Below are 15,229 nucleotides of genomic sequence, written 5' to 3' on the forward strand. Positions count from 1 at the left end.
ATGATCCCAGAAATTGGTTATTTTTCTTTAACGCTTGCCATGGTGCTAAGCGTTTTACTGTGTATTTTTCCTCTTTGGGGCGCGCATACCGGTAATCTTCGATTAATGCGTGCAGCTCCCTCTTTAGCAATTGGGCAATTCGCTTTTGTTTTAATCTCTTTTGCAGCACTTATTTACGCCAGTGTAACGGATGATTTTACCGTATCGTATGTGGCATATCATTCAAGTAGTACGCTACCTTGGTATTACAAAATCACCTCTACATGGGGCGGCCATGAAGGCGCTATTTTACTGTGGTTAGTAATGCAAGCAGGTTGGACTGCCGTTGTCGCTGCGCGTTCTAAATCATTACCTTGGGTACTACGTGCTCGCGTATTGGGCGTACTTGGTTTTTTAGGTGTGGGTTTTATGATGTACACCTTACTACTTTCAAGTCCGTTTGAGCGCCTACTTCCTTATTTCCCTGTTGAAGGGCGTGATTTAAATCCGTTACTTCAAGATCCGGGCATGATTATTCACCCGCCATTACTGTACATGGGTTATGTAGGGCTATCAGTTGCTTTCTCTTTTGCTATTGCTGCGTTGTTAACCGGTAAGCTTGATAACACATGGGCTAAGTGGTCACGTCCGTGGACAATGACTGCATGGGGCTTTTTAACTCTAGGAATCACAATTGGTAGCTGGTGGGCATATTCAGAGCTTGGCTGGGGCGGCTGGTGGTTCTGGGATCCAGTCGAAAACGCATCATTAATGCCATGGCTTGTTGCAACAGCATTACTACACTCATTAAGCGTAACCGAAAAACGTGGTGTATTTAAATCGTGGACCGTACTACTTGCTATCGCAGCATTTTCATTAAGCTTGTTAGGCACCTTTATTGTACGTTCGGGTATTATTGTATCGGTGCATGCTTTTGCAACAGACCCTGATAGAGGCTTATTTATACTCGCCTTTTTAGGCATCGTTGTAGGTGGTGGCTTAGCGTTATATGCACTGCGTGTATCGCAAGTACATAGTGAAGGCCGATACAAGTTTGTATCACGCGAAGTGGCGTTATGGCTCAATAATATATTTTTAGTAGTTGCTACATTAATCGTATTGCTGGGTACGTTATTACCTATGGTTCATAAAGAAATGGGCTTGGGCAGTATTTCTATTGGCGAACCATTTTTTAATAAGATGTTTGCAATAATTTTAGTACCATTTGCTATTTTGATGGGGATAGGACCATTTTTACGCTGGAAGCAAAATAAATGGGCTTTCTTACAAAACAAAATATTAATGGGCGTATTAGCCAGTGTAGTGATTACCTGTGCTTGGTTGTTTTCAAGTTACGATTTAGTAAAACCACTTACGCTACTGGCCACTACGCTTGCGGTTTGGATTGCAATATCAACTGGGATCGACATTTACACTAAAGCCGCAGTGCATGGCACCTTAAAAGAAGGTTTAAAACGCTTAGGTGTAAGTTACTGGGCTATGGTGCTTGGGCATATTGGTATTTCGTTTGTTATTGCAGGTGTAACGCTTACATCGGCGTATTCAGTTGAGCGTGACGTATCGATGAAGCAAGGCGATACAGTTCAGCTTAACGAGTATGAATACCGTTTTGATGGTGTTAAAACTATTCGCGGGCCGAACTACAGTGGTCATGCTGGTGTTGTATCGGTGCTTAAAAACAATGAGCTAGTAACACGCTTACATGCCGAAAAACGTAAGTATGATATTGGTATGCAGTTTATGACCGAGGCGGCCATAGATGCAGGCTTTACACGTGATTTATACTTAGCGTTAGGTGAGCAGTTGAGCCAAGGTGCATGGTCACTTCGCATTTATCATAAACCGTTTGTTCGTTGGATGTGGATTGGTGGTGTGCTTATTTCCCTAGCTGGATTTATGATTTTATTTGATAAACGCTACCGCACATCAGCTAAAACAGCGCGTAGAGCTGCATCGGAGAATGTTTTATGAACCGTAAAATTTTAGCTATTGCGCCGCTTTTAGTATTTGCTTTTGTATGTGTATTTTTATACCAAGGCCTTTTTGCTAATCCTCGTGAAATTCAAACGGGTCGGTTAGGTCAAGAAATGCCAGCATTTAATCTACCTGATTTAATGCAAGACAATAAGCCGTGGACCAACGAGTCTTTAAAAGGCGAAGTTTACTTACTAAATGTATGGGGTACTTGGTGTCCAACATGTTTAGTTGAACTTGGTTATTTAACTAAGTTACGTGAGCAAGGCGTTAAAATTATTGGGCTTTATTACGTACAAGGTTACGATGCTGACTTTGATGGCCCGTTTGATATGCAATCACTTCGAACAGAAGTGAGCGATATGCTGCAACGTGCGGGTGACCCATATCAATTTAATATCTTGGATTTACATCGTACTTTGTCGTTGGATTTAGGTGTTTCAGGTGCGCCTGAAACGTTTTTAGTCGATAAAAACGGCACTATTTTGCTGCATCACACGGGCGATATAAACCCGCGAGTATGGCGAGCTAAATTTGCGCCAATTATGCAGGAGCTTAAATAATGAAATGGTTACTACTTACGCTTAGCCTTTTTGTAAGCATCAGTGCGTTTGCAGAGCAAGATCGCTATCAATTTGATAACAACAAACAAGCGATATTGTTTGAAGAGCTAACTAAAGAGCTGCGCTGTCCTAAGTGTCAAAATCAAAACATTGCGGACTCTGACGCTGTTGTTGCTAAAGACTTACGCGATAAAGTGCTCGTATTGGTTAAAGAAGGTAAGAGCAAAGACGAAGTGATTGATTACATGATTGACCGCTTTGGCTATTTTGTTCATTACGACCCACCAGTTACACCAGCGACTTTAGTACTTTGGGTATTACCTGTATTAATTGTCATAGTCGGCTTTGGTTTTATTGTTATTCGCCAGCGAAAAGCATCAGTAAAACAAACGTGGAGCAGTGACGACGAAATGCTGTTAGCTAAGCTAATTGAACAAAATAAACGTCAGGAGCAAAGTTAAATGATTTTAATGTGGGCGTGTTTTGCTTTACTCACACTGGTTGCTCTTGGGTTTGTGATGTTGCCTTTTTTAAAAAAAGAGCGCGTTCAAACAATTACTCATAACGCCAACGCTGAGCTAATTAGCATTTATGAGCAGCGTTTAGTTGATTTACAAACCGATTTAGATAATCAGCGTATTGATACCGTAAATCATGCAGAATCAATTATTGAATTAAAACGCCGTTTATTGAATGAGTTATCACCAGAAAAATCACTAAACAGCAAAGGTAATAATCGTATTTTTGCTTTAACTGGTGGCGCATTTGTTCTTGCCCTAACAGGTGTTTTTTATGGTTTAACGGGTAGCCAGCAGCAAATTTCGGCTTGGCATGATGCAATGGATAATTTAGCTGATTACGGCGAGCGTGCTGTAATGCAAAAAGGTGAGCCGCTTAGCCAAAATGAGCTGCAGGCTTTTGCATTGGCACTTCGTACAAAGCTTAGCCGCTCAGGTGATGACGAAGTCGCTTGGATGCTACTTGGACGAGTTGCTATGTCGCTTAATGAATTTGACATGGCGCAGCAGTCATTTGATAAAGCACTACGTATGAATCCTGATAATATGCAGGTACTTATTAGTTATAGCCAAGTTTTATTACTAGAAGGCAGCGAAGCTAATATGACTCGTGCGGCAGGTATGCTCTCAAAAGTACTAAAAGTTGAGCCTACCAATTTAGATGCAATTTCGTTATTAGCACTCATTGCTTATGAACGTAAAGATTGGCCTCAAGCCAAAGCTGCATTTGAAGTTTTACTTGCGAGTATGGAAAAAAATGATTCTCGTTATAGCATGATCTCTGAGCGTATCGCTGATATAGAGAAGCAAATGCAAACGGAAGGCTCTGTTATGCCAGTTACTACAACGGGTGCTATTGCAGTTACAGTCGACATTGCAAAAGAGCTTATAGATAAACAGCCAAAAGACGGTATCTTGTTTATATTTGCTAAAGCAGCAAGTGGTTCGCCTATGCCATTAGCTGCTGTTAAACTCGCTAAATATTCATTTCCAATTACAGTTGAGTTGAGTGATAGTAGTGCAATGGTTGCAGGCCTTAACTTATCTAGTGCAGAAAATATTATTATTTCGGCGCGTATTTCTATAGATGACTCGGTTATGCCAAGTTCTGGTGAGCTAGAAGGTCATTCAGAGTCGTTAAAGCGTGAAAGTGTAAGTGACTACCAACTTCAAATTGATACATTAATACCTTAAGGACGTTAGATGTTAAAACACAGTTTTACTTTTTTATGTTTATTGATACTAGCCGGCTGTGCTCAAGTACCACAAAGCAAAGTAGATGACAGAGATCCGCTGCAAAGTATTAATCGTCCGTTATACGACTTTAATATGGATGTACTGGATGCTTATTTATTGCGCCCAGTTGCTGTAGGTTATGTTGAAGTAACGCCTGTACCGGTAAGAAACGGTATTGTTAATTTCACAGGTAATATTACAGCACCTGTGGATATGATTAATGCGGGTTTGCAAGGTAAGCCGGGTAATGCAAGTGTGAGCTTAGCGCGTTTTTTAGTTAACTCTACGGTTGGTATTTTTGGTATTTTTGATGTTGCCAGTTCACTTGGTCTTGAAATTGTAGATGAAGACTTTGGACAAACGTTAGGTGTCTGGGGCGTGGGTGATGGCGCTTATTTAATGCTACCTGGCATGGGTCCTACAACAGCACGTAACCTGACCGGTGATGTAGTCGACAACTTTGTATTGCCTGAAGTTGCGCTAACGACTCCACAAACTATTCTAGTGTTTGTTTTAAAAGCGGTAGAAGCTCGTGCATCATTAATACCTCAAGAAGGGCTATTAAATGATTCACTTGATCCGTACTTATTTGTAAAAGATATCTACTTTCAGCGTCAAATTTATGAGCTGTACGATGGCAACCCACCTATAAAAGAAGAGCCAGCTGATTTTGATGAAGACTTTTTAGAAAGTTTATAATTGAAAAGCCACTCACAAAAACGCCAGCTAAATGCTGGCGTTTTTATTTGCTGTTTATATATTTAACCTGAACTCTGGTTAATAAATCTATCTCGAGCAGTTATTTTCAGCGCTAACTACGTTGAATTTACTTGCAATAGGCCAACTATTGACGCGTAAGTTCGCCTTGTTTTCACTGAAAATCTCTGGCTAGAGAAAAATAAATTTAAATATCATTATGATTTAATATATTAGTAAATATCTTAACCAGAGTTCAGGTAGTTTATTTTTCGTTCACTACTAACTGCATTTGTTCATTAACCCAAGCTAGCGCTTCATGATAGGCATCGGGAACTTTTTCACCTAGATTTAGCTCTTTCGTTAGCTCGTTTGCAGCTGACCAGTTTGCTTGTTCGTAGTATTTAACTAAGTTTAAATATTTTGCTAGCAAGCCTTCATCGTTTAATAGCGCTGCTTTTATATCATTAGAAAGTGGAAGCTTTTTCATGACGCTTTCCATACTCTCATCTAAAATAGCATCCATTAGGGACATCATACCGGTTAAAAATGCCATGCCGGTATCTTTAAACTGCCCATGGGATATAGCGAGCAATTCAGCAAATCGAGCGCGCGTAAGCGATAGCCTAATTAGCTCTACAGGTTTATCTGCTGATACTTGTGCTGCAAACAGTAGTGACAATAGCTTTTTAATTTCATTGGCGCCAAGCACTATAAGAGCTTGCTTAATGGTACTTATTTCTGCGCGTCTTGCAAATGCGGCAGAATTTGAATACCTAAGTAATTTATAAGATAGGTTTACATCACGTTCAAACACATCAGTGATTTTCTTAAGATCCATATCAACACTTGATGTTTCGTAAAGTAATTCAGCTAATGCCATTTCTGATGGTGGTAGAGCTTTACTTTGTACCATTTCAGGTTTTGAGAAGAAAAATCCTTGGAAATAATCAAACCCAAGCTCTAAAGCTTGTTGGTAAATTTCATAGGTTTCTACTTTTTCGGCAAGTAACTTAATATGTGAGTGCGGTTTTAAATCGTTTAGAACCGTTTTTATTGTATCTATATCGGATGCTAAAAAGTCTATTTTAATAATATCAATAAATGGGTAAAAATGACGCCATACAGGTTGATGAATATAGTCATCAAGAGCAATAGTGTAACCTTTATCTTTTAAATCTTTAACGATAGCTAATAAACGCTTACCAGGCTGGATAGTTTCAAGTATTTCTACAACTATAGTGTCTTTACCTAGTAGTGTAGGGTAACCCTTTGATAGTGTTTCTAGGGTGAAGTTTATATAGGCAGGTTTATTGTCGGTTAAATCTTCTAAACCAAAATTAAACTGGCTACCCTCTATAAGTCGTGTTGTTGCTTCGTCACCATCTATATCGGGAAATACGTTATCAACGCCATCACGAAATAAAAGCTCATAACCGATAAGTTTTTTATCTCTATCTAAAATCGGTTGACGTGCAGCGTAAAAATACATAAACAGTTCCGTAAGAGTGATGTAATTGGGTATTGTATTAATATATGGCAAAAGATTCAAAATAGCATTACGTATATTTGCATGATTAATAAATTATCATTATAAATTAAGGTGTTTCTTCTATTTAATTTATTATATTTTACCAATTCGCTTTAAAATTATTCAACATGAGTATTTTTGTATCAGCTGAAAGCAACAAGTTGGAGATTTTATTGTTAGGCATGATATAGTCAGCGAGAATGGTTTTTATCCTAATAGTGTCTTTATTATAATATTTTAAGAGTCAATATTCGGATCAAGAGCCTGTTATTAATAATTATGCGGAGGCTAATTTGGAAACAGGAATGATTATTTCACTAGCATTATATTTTGTTGTAATGTTGGGTATCGGACTATATGCATATAAGCAATCTACTGGCGATGTATCAGGTTACATGTTAGGTGGACGAAATCTATCACCAAGTGTTGCTGCACTATCTGCAGGTGCATCTGACATGAGTGGCTGGATTTTAATGGGCCTACCTGGTGCGATGTTTGTTACTGGTTTTAGTAGTACATGGATAGCAATTGGTTTGGTGATTGGTGCTTGGTTAAATTACCTGTTAGTTGCACCTAGATTACGTGTGTACACTGAAAAAGCAAATGACTCTATAACAATCCCAGATTACTTCTCAAATCGCTTCAATGATAAGTCAAACTTATTACGTGTTGTATCAGCAGTTGTGATTATAGTCTTCTTTACTCTTTACACGTCATCTGGTGTTGTAGCCGGCGGAAAATTGTTTGAAAGCTCATTTGGTCTAAGTTATGAAGTGGGTTTATACATTACAACGGGTGTCGTTGTTTTATACACTTTGTTTGGTGGTTTTTTAGCGGTTAGCTTAACTGATTTCGTGCAAGGTTGTATTATGTTCATCGCACTGATTCTAGTGCCTACTGTTGCATACTCTTTACTTGAACAACCTCTGGAATCTACTTTACATAGTGTAAATCCAGATATGCTTAACTGGATTGGAGCAGGCTCTGCATTAGGTATTATTTCTGCAATGGCATGGGGTTTAGGTTATTTTGGTCAACCACATATCATCGTTCGTTTTATGTCGGTACGTAGTGTTAAGGATATGCCTAAAGCTCGCCGTATTGGTATGACATGGATGATTGTTGCTGCCCTTGGTGCTGTTGGTACTGGTATATTTGGTGCTGCTTATACTTATGAGAATAATATTGTAGTTGAAGATCCTGAAACGATTTTCCTAATTCTTTCTGAGTTATTGTTCCATCCACTTATTGCTGGCTTTTTACTAGCTGCAATTTTGGCTGCTATCATGAGTACTATCTCATCGCAATTGCTAGTAAGCTCAAGTTCATTGACTGAAGATTTATATAAAACATTTTTACGTAAAGATGCTAGCGACTTTGAATTAGTTACTGTTGGTCGAATTAGCGTTGCATTTGTTGCCCTGTTTGCAATTTATTTAGCGTACGATAGAGATAGCTCTATTTTAGACCTAGTAAGTAATGCATGGGCAGGCTTTGGTGCTGCTTTTGGACCACTTGTATTGTTTAGCCTTTATTGGAAACGTATGAATTTTGCTGGCGCCTTATCTGGTATGTTAGTAGGTGCGTTTACAGTGCTTGTTTGGATTTATGGTCCGTTTACTATTAATGGTGAAAGTTTAAGTAGCTTCATGTATGAAATAGTACCTGGCTTTATTTTAGCGAGTATCGCAATTGTTGTTGTTAGCTTAGTAACAAAAGAGCCAGAGCAAAATATCACTGCTTTATTTGATGAAGTAGAAAAAGAGCTTTAAATAGCAATTACTATTCATTTTAAAATGAGTAGTAAGTAATACCAATCCGCGATAATACTTAATCATTTTGCGGTGCTAAACGTGTTGCTACCGGCGTTAAAAAATTATCATTTAGAACAACTAAATATCAAATTTTTTGCCTAGCTATCAACACGTTTTCCCACCCTCAAAATAGATCACTTAATTAAGCGAATTGGTATAATAAAAAAGGGAGCAACTAAGTTGCTCCCTTTTTTATTTAGTTTGTCCCGTCCGAGGAGAGGACAATCTACGAGTTAACTTGCTTTTTTATCGTTGTTATCTTCAATTGACGCAACGTTATCTGACTTTTTACTTTTTGCTGGCGCTTTGGTAACAACTGGATCTTTGCCGCCCTTTAATATGGTCATAAAGTCATCTTTGCTTTTCGCTATTTCTAAAGCAAGTGATTCAATTTGTTGCTCACTAAGCGGTACGTCTACCTTTTCTAGCATTAGCTCAAGTGATTCTGCTATATCGAGCATCTTGTCATAAGCATCAGCTTCTTTTTTGGTAGTAAACGTCATACGCTCGACTCCGTTTCGTTCTACAACATATTTAACAACAACAGCCATGATTTCTCCTGCAAAATTGCTTGGCACCGTGGTTTGTAAAAACCATTAGATTACTGTTTTTATGTACAGTAATGGTTTGGGCGTAAATTTGCAAGCGCGAAGTATTAATTTTAGGTGTCTTAAATTTGACAAAAAACGGTAACTTTACTTTAGTTAAGCAATCACTTTGTTGTACCAGCTGCATTTTCAGGATTTCGGATCATAGTGATAATGCGTTTAGGTACACTTTAAGTGATGAGCATTTCAGTTCCTTACTTTTTGGTTTTCCTGAGCAACATTCAAAATTAAGAAAAGAAGAATAGGGACAAGTTTGATGAAAACGTTAAAAAATTTATTCATAATAAGCTTATTATGCTTACTACCTGCAACTACCGTATATGCACAACTATCGGAAGTAACTAAGCAAATGCCTCAAGTTGAGACAATTAGTATAAATAATGCTGATGCAGATATGCTTGCTAAGCTACCGGGTATAGGTAAGAAAAAAGCGCAGGCAATTGTGGATTATCGTGAAGAAAACGGCGAATTTAAAAGTGTCAGTGATTTATCGCAAGTTAAAGGAATTGGTAAAAAACTATTAACCAAATTAGAAGGGAAAATATCCCTTTAATAGCAGTAGATAACAATCAGGGCGCTATGCGCCCTGATTAAATTGTTTTAATGCATCGCTTAAGTGTTTTTTAGCAAAGTTGATTTCAATAGGTGTTGTTAAAAGTGGGTAGCAAAGTCCGCCGAGTATCAAAAACGGGATTAATATCCAACCTTTAAATACCGTGAATATTAAAAATAGTGGACTTAGTAATATTAATTTAATAATACGCAGTAACACTTTATCAGTTGGCGATAACATACTTAACGAAAGTGCTATCACGTCTTGGCGCTTGCGTACTTTTAGATGTTTAAGCTCATCTAATTGGCTTGAAAAAAATGTAAACATATCAAATCGACTTTTTAATTAATAAACGGCCAATAACTATAATAAATAGTGTTAGTGAGAAAATCCCAAATATAATTTCCATCCAAGCAGGCATGCTCAAACCAACAAATTGCCAATCTATATTTCCACAATCCCCGGTCGCCTGAAAAAAGCTAGGTATCCATTCATGTAACGACATAAACGACGGGAAGTTTGGTTCAAACTCACAGCTAAATGCAAAAGGGTCTGTGGTGGTTTGCATATCAATATGCTCGCGAGCAATTAAATATCCCCAAACACTCGATACACCCCAAATTACATACGCTAATATACGAACTGCTTTGCTCTGTGGTTTAGTCGAACCTACAATTCCTGCGCCTAATAGACCCAGTACGGCTGTACGTTGATATATGCACATTATGCAAGGCGCCAATCCCATTTGGTATTGAAAGAAAAGGGCGGTCACTTCAAGTAAAAAAACGATAGCTGTAAATAAAAGCCACGGGGTACGTTGGGTGGGTAATTGCGCAAGCCAGTTCATAAAAATTCCGCGTTTAAATAAGACGTTAGATTATGACCTAGGATAATGTATGCGGCAACAAAAAGGAAAAAAAAGCTACCGAAGTCGCTTTTTATAAGATGAAATTATTGACCACTCAATGCAGCCTCAGCAGAGGCTACATGACGCTCTACTTAGTTCCCATTGATACATAAGCTTAGTTATATCGTTTACTTATATCACATTGGTGCATTGCCTAAAAAGTTCTTTAAAGTTGCAGTTAGAGCGCTCTGTTGCATAGGTGTTCCTTTTTAATGTACTTATGTGTTTTAAGTTGATTCAGCTAGGTATGTGTAAATAAAAAATACCAGTAATTACAATGTACCTACAATGAATATTGCTCTGTATATTTATACATTGTAGCGATATTAGAGAAACCTAAATTTTATTATTTATTAATCTTTAATTTCTACTCATTTGCTTATTAATATACCTGACTTTACTTGTTAGTTATGCTTCGTCTGGTACAATCAGTCAGTTATTCGTGTAAAACGATGAGTGTTGATTAATTCGAGTGGGAACTGGATGAGAATTTTTAAAGCGAAAAGCCCAGCAGGATTTGCTGAAGAATATATAGTTGAATCTATTTGGAACGGCGATTTCCCTCCAGGTTCAATTCTACCTGCCGAGCGAGAACTTTCAGAGTTAATTGGTGTAACAAGAACGACCTTGAGAGAAGTATTACAGCGTTTAGCACGTGATGGTTGGTTAACAATTCAGCATGGTAAACCAACAAAAGTAAATAACTTTTGGGAAACGTCTGGCTTAAATATTCTTGAAACACTAGCGCGCTTAGATGAAGACAAGATGCCAGAGCTGACAGATCAGCTTTTATCTGCACGTACTAATATTAGTGCTATTTATACACGTGCTGCAATTAAGTTAAATCCTGAACGTGTAATTGAAATTTTATCACAAAGTCATGAGCTAGAAGATACTGCGCAGGCATTTGCTGACTACGATTACAAAGTTCATCACGAATTAGCCGTTGCGGGTAATAACCGTATTTATGTATTAATACTCAACGGTTTTAGAGGTTTTTATTCAAAGATTGGTTGTCATTACTTCTCTGATGCCGGAACTCGTGAACTTGCTCGTCAGTTTTATAAAGATTTAACAATCTTGGCAGAAAATAAAGAGCACGATGGTGCTATTTCGATGATGCGTAAATACGGTCATCAAACAGGTGAGATTTGGCAAAAAATCCGAGGCGATATGCCCTCAGATATAATGGATTAAATTTAAACGAGAAACCTGCATTTGCAGGTTTTTTTGTACCTGTAAAAATTAATACCACATTATATGAATTTTTAAACAATTTAATGTATTAAGCCTTCTTCAGTAACGTCAAAAGTTCTATCTAATTACAACGCAATTTACACTTCAAAATAAACCTATTATTCAAGCAGATTAGTGCAAGTTGTAAGTGTTCGTTATTTTCGATTGCTCACATCGTTAAATGCGATTGTTCTTTTGTAGTGAATAACTTTAGAATGCCAATTAATTATATGTGTTCGCTATTGGTTTTTAATTTTTAGCGCCCATATAAGTACCAGCATTGCGAAAGCAATTGAAAACAAACTCAAAATATTTGGAGAATAAAATGGGTGTATTAGTAGGCCGCCAGGCACCAGACTTTACCGCTGCAGCTGTTCTTGGTAACGGTGAAATTGTAGATAGCTATAACCTTCATGAAACAATTAAAGGTAAAAAAGCAGTTATCTTCTTTTACCCACTAGATTTCACGTTTGTATGTCCTTCTGAACTTATTGCATTTGATAAGCGTTTTGAAGAGTTTCAAAAGCGTGGCGTAGAAGTAATTGGTGTTTCTATCGATTCACAATTCTCACATAACGCATGGCGTAACACTGCTGTTGCAGACGGCGGTATTGGTAAAGTTCAATACGCACTAGTTGCAGATGTTAAACACGAAATTTGTAAAGCGTATGACGTTGAGCATCCAGAAGCGGGTGTTGCATTTCGTGGTTCATTCTTAATCGACGAAGAAGGCAATGTACGTCACCAAGTAGTGAACGATTTACCACTAGGTCGTAACATCGACGAAATGCTTCGCATGGTTGACGCGCTAGCGTTCCACACTGAGCACGGTGAAGTATGTCCTGCTGGTTGGACTGAAGGTAAAAAAGGTATGGACGCAAGCCCTGAAGGCGTTGCTAAGTTCTTATCTGAAAACGAAGGCGAGCTATAATTTAGCCCTTAGTTTTAAATAAAAAAACCGCCAATTGGCGGTTTTTTTGTGTCTTTAATTAGAAAGAAAAACTTACTTTAGTGTACAAGTAGCGGCCACGAGGGTTATGCACAGCTGATGCATAACCGTATAAATCGCCATCGCCATCACCAATTGCAAATGGTGGCTCTTCATCAAATAAGTTATTAACACCTAAAGATATTTTAGCTGACTCAGTAATACGGTACGACGTTTGTAAATCAACAAGCGTTTGCGAGTCAATCATACGTGAAGTATTGCTATCAAAGTCTAAATTGCCATCAAAGTCGATATCAGGCGTATCTTCAAATTCACCTACATAACTGATATTTACATTGGTGTTAAACTCACCAATTTCCCAGTTGGTTGAGAAAATAAAGCGATGCTCTGGGTAGCCATATTCACCCGTGTAATCACGACCATCTTTTTCAAACTTATCTTGATATGCCCACTCTAAATTAAATTTAAGTAAACCTAAGTCATCAAGAGAGTGGTTATAGTTTGCTGAAACATCAACACCAGATACTTCCTGCGATGATAAGTTTTTAAATGTGCTGTGTATTTTTTGTATTGTGCCTAAGCTTGCACCGCCTGTAGGGGCTAAACGAACACATACGGTACTATTTTGGTTACCACATTCTGCAGCATAAATAGGACCAAATTCTTCTTCATCGATTTTGTTATCTTGAGTAATACTCCATACATCAACACTTAAACCAAACTCAGCTGTTGGTGCCCAGATAACGCCTACGTTCCATGATTCTGACTCTTCTGCTTGTAAATCAGGGTTACCAGAGAACTCAATGTTGTAATCAAGTGCTTGGCAATCTAATCCTGTTTGTTCACAGCGCTGTGTATCAACAAAAAATTGGCTTTTTTGTGATGGACCTAAGCCTATTTGCGCTAACGAAGGCGCTCTAAAGCCTTGCGCCCAAGAACCACGAACCGTTACTTCGTCAGTCGGTGCCCAGCGCAGAGCTATTTTTGGATTTGTTGTTGTACCAAAGTCGCTATAATCATCGTAACGACCTGCTAATTGTAGTTCGAGGTTTTCAGCAAGTGGGATTGAGAACTCAACATATGCAGCGTATTGTTCACGATCAGCAGAAGCTGATACTGATTCAGTACCAAATATTAAGCCACGTTGAAATTGATCATCAGGGATATCATTTACATCTTCTTCACGGTACTCAATACCGGCGGCCATCATTACAGCTTCGCCACCAAAACTAAACGCTTCACCTGTAATGTTAGCGTCAAAAGAGGTCATATGAGACTCACCGCGACGCACTAAGCTAGTTGTGATTCTGTCAATTACAGCTGGGTCGTTATATGTGCCACCGAATGGATTATAGTTACCGGCATCAATTTCTTGTTGTAAGAAATCGGTGCGTACCCAGCCTTGTGTACGATCGCCTGTTTGTAGTGATTTACTGCGACCTTTTTGTACCGCTGTCTCCCAGCTCCAATCGTTTATTTCGCCTTTTAACCCTGCAACAAAGCGTAAGGTGTCTGACTCAATGTCCCATTGGCGAGCGCCTGCATCTACTGTACGGTAACGACCAATTTGAATGTCTTCACCAAATGAATTGTTTGGGTGATTAGCGGGTACCGTAAGGCCTGCATCCTCATCAAGTGGTGTTGGTGCACCTGCAGCGACAGAGCTGTTATGCTGAACAGCCATTTCTAAAAAGCCAGTAATGCCGTTATCAAAGCGGTATTCAAATTGTGAAATAGCGCCTACACGCTCAGATGCTGGGGCAACATATCCATATGGGCCGTAATCAAATAAACAGCTACCACTTGAAGTTGCATTTTCAGCAGGACAGGCAGGGTCGATTGTTTTAACGCCATCCACATAAAAGTAGCCTGGGAAACCACGAGATGAACGGAAATCTTCACCACCATAAGGTGCTTGGTTTGCAGTGCCAAGGCTGCCCATTTCATCAGAAGAAAGAGATGTGTTTTTAAAGTAATCGATAATAACAGATGCACTACTTTTTTCGCTTGTTGTACCCCAAACTAGGCTTGCTGTTGTTTCTTCATAATTTGGACCATCCGTACCGCCATAGCCTAGGTTAATCTCAACACCATCAATATCTTTCTTTAAGATAACGTTAACTACACCCGCTACTGCATCTGAGCCATAGATAGCTGAAGCGCCATCTTTTAGTATGTCGATACGCTCAATAGCAGAAACAGGAATACTGTTAATATCTACAAATGAGTTGGTGATACCTTCAGCAAAGGCACTAATTGATACACGGCGACCATTAATTAATACCAGTGTTGCATCGGCTCCTAAGCCACGTAAGCTTACTGCAGCTGAACCGTTAGCGGTTGAATCTTGGTTGTTACCACGAGTAGAGAAAGTACCGCTACCTGCTACAGGCATTCTTTCTAGAAGTTGCTGTAAATTATCGTAACCCATGTTTTCGATTTCAGCTCTACCGATTGATTGTACCGGAGAAGGCCCTTCAATATCAGTTCGCTTAATACGAGAACCAGTAACCTGAATTCGCTCTACTTTTTTAGCTTCTTCTGCTGCGTAGGCTGTTGTTGTAAAACCTGCTGATAATGCGAGTGTTGCGCCCACAATAATGCTTGGTGTAAATGCAGTTGATTGCTTCATCCTTAAGTCCTT

Annotated in this window: 14 protein-coding genes; 9 read left to right on the top strand and 5 right to left on the bottom strand. The window is 38.7% G+C overall.

Annotation, left to right across the window (positions count from 1 at the left end):
- Genes GQR45_RS05535 through GQR45_RS05555 form a run of 5 tightly spaced genes read left to right on the top strand, consistent with a single transcriptional unit; the run spans position 1 to position 4,990 of the window.
- Positions 1 to 1,971, top strand: a complete 1,971-nt coding sequence (locus GQR45_RS05535; protein ID WP_024592754.1) for a heme lyase CcmF/NrfE family subunit — start codon at positions 1 to 3, stop codon at positions 1,969 to 1,971.
- Complete coding sequence (locus GQR45_RS05540; protein WP_007585852.1) at positions 1,968 to 2,537, top strand: redoxin family protein; 570 nt, start codon at positions 1,968 to 1,970, stop codon at positions 2,535 to 2,537. The genes GQR45_RS05535 and GQR45_RS05540 overlap by 4 nt, the downstream gene beginning before the upstream one ends.
- Positions 2,537 to 2,998, top strand: coding sequence for a cytochrome c-type biogenesis protein (locus GQR45_RS05545; protein WP_007585854.1), 462 nt, complete (start codon positions 2,537 to 2,539; stop codon positions 2,996 to 2,998). The genes GQR45_RS05540 and GQR45_RS05545 overlap by 1 nt, the downstream gene beginning before the upstream one ends.
- Positions 2,999 to 4,249: a c-type cytochrome biogenesis protein CcmI gene (ccmI, locus tag GQR45_RS05550; RefSeq protein ID WP_010553888.1), complete on the top strand. Its 1,251-nt coding sequence runs from the start codon at positions 2,999 to 3,001 to the stop codon at positions 4,247 to 4,249.
- Positions 4,250 to 4,258: 9 nt separating this feature from the next.
- Positions 4,259 to 4,990 (top strand): VacJ family lipoprotein, encoded by a 732-nt coding sequence (locus tag GQR45_RS05555; protein WP_007585858.1) that lies wholly within the window; start codon positions 4,259 to 4,261, stop codon positions 4,988 to 4,990.
- Between the two features lie 262 nt (positions 4,991 to 5,252).
- Here GQR45_RS05555 and GQR45_RS05560 read toward each other — a convergent pair whose 3' ends face one another.
- Complete coding sequence (locus tag GQR45_RS05560; RefSeq protein ID WP_007584100.1) at positions 5,253 to 6,479, bottom strand: HDOD domain-containing protein; 1,227 nt, start codon at positions 6,477 to 6,479, stop codon at positions 5,253 to 5,255.
- Positions 6,480 to 6,811: 332 nt separating this feature from the next.
- Between GQR45_RS05560 and putP the strand changes: the two genes are divergently transcribed.
- On the top strand, positions 6,812 to 8,290 hold the full coding sequence (gene putP, locus GQR45_RS05565) for a sodium/proline symporter PutP (RefSeq protein WP_101217622.1): 1,479 nt from the start codon (positions 6,812 to 6,814) through the stop codon (positions 8,288 to 8,290).
- A 275-nt stretch (positions 8,291 to 8,565) separates the two neighbouring features.
- On the opposite strand, the gene GQR45_RS05570 is transcribed toward putP, so the two are convergent.
- Positions 8,566 to 8,883 carry a YebG family protein gene (locus GQR45_RS05570; RefSeq protein WP_007584105.1) on the bottom strand — a complete coding sequence of 106 codons (318 nt, stop codon included), beginning with the start codon at positions 8,881 to 8,883 and terminating at the stop codon, positions 8,566 to 8,568.
- Positions 8,884 to 9,196: 313 nt separating this feature from the next.
- On the opposite strand from GQR45_RS05570, the gene GQR45_RS05575 reads away from it, so the two are divergent.
- On the top strand, positions 9,197 to 9,493 hold the full coding sequence (locus GQR45_RS05575; protein ID WP_121953956.1) for a helix-hairpin-helix domain-containing protein: 297 nt from the start codon (positions 9,197 to 9,199) through the stop codon (positions 9,491 to 9,493).
- Positions 9,494 to 9,517: 24 nt separating this feature from the next.
- Here the strand turns inward: GQR45_RS05575 and GQR45_RS05580 are convergent, their stop codons facing one another.
- Positions 9,518 to 9,820, bottom strand: a complete 303-nt coding sequence (locus tag GQR45_RS05580; RefSeq protein WP_010553884.1) for a DUF6170 family protein — start codon at positions 9,818 to 9,820, stop codon at positions 9,518 to 9,520.
- A gap of 1 nt (position 9,821) precedes the next feature.
- Complete coding sequence (gene dsbB / locus GQR45_RS05585; RefSeq protein ID WP_165725385.1) at positions 9,822 to 10,340, bottom strand: disulfide bond formation protein DsbB; 519 nt, start codon at positions 10,338 to 10,340, stop codon at positions 9,822 to 9,824.
- 543 nt (positions 10,341 to 10,883) lie between these two features.
- On the opposite strand from dsbB, the gene fadR reads away from it, so the two are divergent.
- The gene (gene fadR, locus GQR45_RS05590; protein ID WP_004335692.1) at positions 10,884 to 11,597 is read left to right on the top strand and encodes a fatty acid metabolism transcriptional regulator FadR; all 714 of its coding nucleotides are present in this window, start codon (positions 10,884 to 10,886) and stop codon (positions 11,595 to 11,597) included.
- Between the two features lie 364 nt (positions 11,598 to 11,961).
- Entirely contained in the window at positions 11,962 to 12,567 is a 606-nt protein-coding gene (locus tag GQR45_RS05595) for a peroxiredoxin C (protein ID WP_007378637.1), read from the top strand.
- Between the two features lie 58 nt (positions 12,568 to 12,625).
- On the opposite strand, the gene GQR45_RS05600 is transcribed toward GQR45_RS05595, so the two are convergent.
- A complete protein-coding gene (locus tag GQR45_RS05600; RefSeq protein WP_165725386.1) occupies positions 12,626 to 15,217 on the bottom strand; it encodes a TonB-dependent receptor in 2,592 nt (863 codons plus the stop codon).
- Positions 15,218 to 15,229 lie beyond the last annotated feature (12 nt).

It is taken from the genome of Pseudoalteromonas sp. SA25 (assembly GCF_011378705.1).
Taxonomy (GTDB): Bacteria; Pseudomonadota; Gammaproteobacteria; order Enterobacterales; family Alteromonadaceae; genus Pseudoalteromonas; species Pseudoalteromonas arctica.

Excerpts from the sequence above, each read along its gene's own strand:
- GQR45_RS05595 (WP_007378637.1), top strand. The coding sequence starts at position 11,962 with ATGGGTGTATTAGTAGGCCGCCAGGCACCAGACTTTACCGCTGCAGCT.
- GQR45_RS05545 (WP_007585854.1), top strand. The coding sequence starts at position 2,537 with ATGAAATGGTTACTACTTACGCTTAGCCTTTTTGTAAGCATCAGTGCG.
- GQR45_RS05570 (WP_007584105.1), bottom strand. The coding sequence starts at position 8,883 with ATGGCTGTTGTTGTTAAATATGTTGTAGAACGAAACGGAGTCGAGCGT.
- dsbB (WP_165725385.1), bottom strand. The coding sequence starts at position 10,340 with ATGAACTGGCTTGCGCAATTACCCACCCAACGTACCCCGTGGCTTTTA.
- GQR45_RS05600 (WP_165725386.1), bottom strand. The coding sequence starts at position 15,217 with ATGAAGCAATCAACTGCATTTACACCAAGCATTATTGTGGGCGCAACA.
- GQR45_RS05540 (WP_007585852.1), top strand. The coding sequence starts at position 1,968 with ATGAACCGTAAAATTTTAGCTATTGCGCCGCTTTTAGTATTTGCTTTT.
- GQR45_RS05575 (WP_121953956.1), top strand. The coding sequence starts at position 9,197 with ATGAAAACGTTAAAAAATTTATTCATAATAAGCTTATTATGCTTACTA.
- GQR45_RS05560 (WP_007584100.1), bottom strand. The coding sequence starts at position 6,479 with ATGTATTTTTACGCTGCACGTCAACCGATTTTAGATAGAGATAAAAAA.
- fadR (WP_004335692.1), top strand. The coding sequence starts at position 10,884 with ATGAGAATTTTTAAAGCGAAAAGCCCAGCAGGATTTGCTGAAGAATAT.
- ccmI (WP_010553888.1), top strand. The coding sequence starts at position 2,999 with ATGATTTTAATGTGGGCGTGTTTTGCTTTACTCACACTGGTTGCTCTT.
- GQR45_RS05580 (WP_010553884.1), bottom strand. The coding sequence starts at position 9,820 with ATGTTTACATTTTTTTCAAGCCAATTAGATGAGCTTAAACATCTAAAA.
- GQR45_RS05555 (WP_007585858.1), top strand. The coding sequence starts at position 4,259 with ATGTTAAAACACAGTTTTACTTTTTTATGTTTATTGATACTAGCCGGC.
- GQR45_RS05535 (WP_024592754.1), top strand. The coding sequence starts at position 1 with ATGATCCCAGAAATTGGTTATTTTTCTTTAACGCTTGCCATGGTGCTA.